At 56.8% G+C, this 3,301-nt stretch carries 1 rRNA gene; it reads right to left on the bottom strand.

Going from position 1 to position 3,301, the window contains the following annotated elements:
- Positions 1–5: 5 nt before the first annotated feature.
- A 23S ribosomal RNA gene (locus ACFOY2_RS54720) occupies positions 6–3,109 on the bottom strand.
- Positions 3,110–3,301: the final 192 nt, after the last annotated feature.

Here is a 3,301-nt window from a genome sequence, read left to right as displayed (position 1 = left end):
GCTTTGAGGTCAAGTCCTCGGCCTATTAGTACCGGTCAGCTCCACACGTTACCGCGCTTCCACACCCGGCCTATCAACCCGGTCATCCACCGGGAGCCTTACCCCCTCAACAGGGTGGGAGACCTCATCTCAAGGCGAGCTTCCCGCTTAGATGCTTTCAGCGGTTATCCCTTCCGAACGTAGCCAACCAGCCATGCACCTGGCGATACAACTGGCACACCAGAGGTTCGTCCGTCCCGGTCCTCTCGTACTAGGGACAGCCCCTTTCAAGTCTCCTACGCGCGCAGCGGATAGGGACCGAACTGTCTCGCGACGTTCTAAACCCAGCTCGCGTACCGCTTTAATGGGCGAACAGCCCAACCCTTGGGACCTACTCCAGCCCCAGGATGCGACGAGCCGACATCGAGGTGCCAAACCATCCCGTCGATATGGACTCTTGGGGAAGATCAGCCTGTTATCCCCGGGGTACCTTTTAGCCGTTGAGCGACACCGCTTCCACACGCCGATGCCGGATCACTAGTCCCAGCTTTCGCTCCTGCTCGACCCGTCAGTCTCACAGTCAAGCTCCCTTGTGCACTTACACTCAACACCTGATTACCAACCAGGCTGAGGGAACCTTTGGGCGCCTCCGTTACCCTTTAGGAGGCAACCGCCCCAGTTAAACTACCCACCAGACACTGTCCCCGATCCGGATCACGGACCAGAGTTAGACGTTCAAAACGACCAGAGTGGTATTTCACCAATGACTCCACCCGAACTAGCGTCCGAGCTTCCCAGTCTCCCACCTATCCTACACAAGACGCTCCAAACGCCAATGTCAAGCTGTAGTGAAGGTCCCGGGGTCTTTCCGTCCTGCTGCGCGTAACGAGCATCTTTACTCGTAATGCAATTTCGCCGGGTCTGCGGTTGAGACAGCGGGGAAGTCGTTACGCCATTCGTGCAGGTCGGAACTTACCCGACAAGGAATTTCGCTACCTTAGGATGGTTATAGTTACCACCGCCGTTTACCGGCGCTTAAGTTCTCACCTTCGCCAACCCGAAAGTCGACTAAGCGGTCCCCTTAACGTTCCGGCACCGGGCAGGCGTCAGTCCGTATACATCGTCTTACGACTTCGCACGGACCTGTGTTTTTAGTAAACAGTCGCTTCCCCCTGGCCACTGCGACCCCCACCAGCTCCAGGCGCAAAGCCCATCACCAGCAGAGGTCCCCCTTCTCCCGAAGTTACGGGGGCAATTTGCCGAGTTCCTTAACCACAGTTCACCCGATCGCCTTAGTATTCTCTACCTGACCACCTGAGTCGGTTTAGGGTACGGGCCGCCACAACACTCACTAGAGGCTTTTCTCGGCAGCATAGGATCATCCACTTCACCACAATCGGCTCGGCATCACATCTCAGGATATATACGAGGCGGATTTGCCTACCTCGCTCCCTACATGCTTACCCCAGGACAACCATCGCCTGGGCTGGACTACCTTCCTGCGTCACCCCATCGCTTACCTACTACCCGATCGGTCCGAGCGTTCACCCTGACGGCCATCCCGAAGGACAACCCGAGCTAAGGACTCTTAGCATCACGAGGTTCAATATGGGCGCATTGAAGCGGGTACGGGAATATCAACCCGTTATCCATCGACTACGCCTGTCGGCCTCGCCTTAGGCCCCGACTTACCCTGGGCGGATTAACCTGCCCCAGGAACCCTTGGTCATCCGGCGCGAGGGTTTCTCACCCTCGATTCGCTACTCATGCCTGCATTCTCACTCGCACAGCCTCCACAACTAGATCACTCTGCTGCTTCACCGGCTGCACGACGCTCCCCTACCCACCCAGACAAAATCTGAGTGCCACGACTTCGGCGGTGTACTTGAGCCCCGCTACATTGTCGGCGCAGAATCACTTGACCAGTGAGCTATTACGCACTCTTTCAAGGGTGGCTGCTTCTAAGCCAACCTCCTGGTTGTCTCTGCGACTCCACATCCTTTCCCACTTAGCACACGCTTAGGGGCCTTAGTCGGTGATCTGGGCTGTTTCCCTCTCGACTACGAACCTTATCGCCCGCAGTCTCACTGCCACGCTCTCACTTACCGGCATTCGGAGTTTGGCTGACGTCAGTAACCTTGTCGGGCCCATCGGCCATCCAGTGCTCTACCTCCGGCAAGAAACACGCAACGCTGCACCTAAATGCATTTCGGGGAGAACCAGCTATCACGGAGTTTGATTGGCCTTTCACCCCTACACACAGATCATCCCCCAGGTTTTCAACCCTGGTGGGTTCGGTCCTCCACCCAGTCTTACCTGAGCTTCAACCTGCCCATGCGTAGATCACTCCGCTTCGGGTCTACAGCATGCGACTCAACGCCCTATTCAGACTCGCTTTCGCTACGGCTCCCCCACACGGGTTAACCTCGCCACACACCATAACTCGCAGGCTCATTCTTCAAAAGGCACGCAGTCACATCACAAGCAGGGCGAACCCCGCTTAAGCTCCTACGGCTTGTAGGCACACGGTTTCAGGTACTCTTTCACGACCCCTCACCGGGGCACTTTTCACCTTTCCCTCACGGTACTCGTGCACTATCGGTCACCAGGGAGTATTTAGGCTTACCAGGTGGTCCTGGCAGATTCACACAGGATTCCTCGAGCCCCGTGCTACTTGGGATACCCTCCAGCAGTCCATCCGATTTCGCCTACCCGGCTCTCACGGTCTACGGCGCCCCTTCCCAGAGGCTTCAACTACCAGATGGATTTCTCACTGCTCGAAGCAACGGCAGCCACTTCAAGAAGGTCCCACGACCCCGAACATGCAACGCCTGCCGGCTATCACACACGCCCGGTTTAGCCTCATCCGCTTTCGCTCACCACTACTCACGGAATCACTCTTGTTTTCTCTTCCTACGGGTACTGAGATGTTTCACTTCCCCGCGTTACCACCAACCGCCCTATACATTCAGGCGGAGGCAACACCACATGACTGGTGCTAGGTTTCCCCATTCGGACATCCCCGGATCAACGTCTGGTTGGCGACTCCCCGAGGCTTAACGCAGCCTCCCACGTCCTTCATCGGCTCCTGATGCCAAGGCATCCACCGTGTGCCCTAAAAAACTTGGCCACAAAGATGCTCGCGTCCACTATGCAAATCTCAAACAACAAACAGCAACCACATCCAAACCCTCAAGCTTTGAGGATCCTTCCGTGGCCCTGTACTGAGGACTTTCAACGAGCATTCCGCCCGTTCCCTCAGGACCCAACAGTGTGCTTCAGACCCAGCCCGAACCCCCGACAACCCCGTTCCCACTCCCAC

Origin of the sequence: Nonomuraea purpurea (assembly GCF_042650645.1) — a bacterium.
Taxonomy (GTDB): domain Bacteria; phylum Actinomycetota; class Actinomycetes; order Streptosporangiales; family Streptosporangiaceae; genus Nonomuraea; species Nonomuraea purpurea.
The sequence above is the reverse complement of the archived record's forward strand: the minus strand, read 5'-3'. Positions and strand labels throughout refer to the sequence as shown.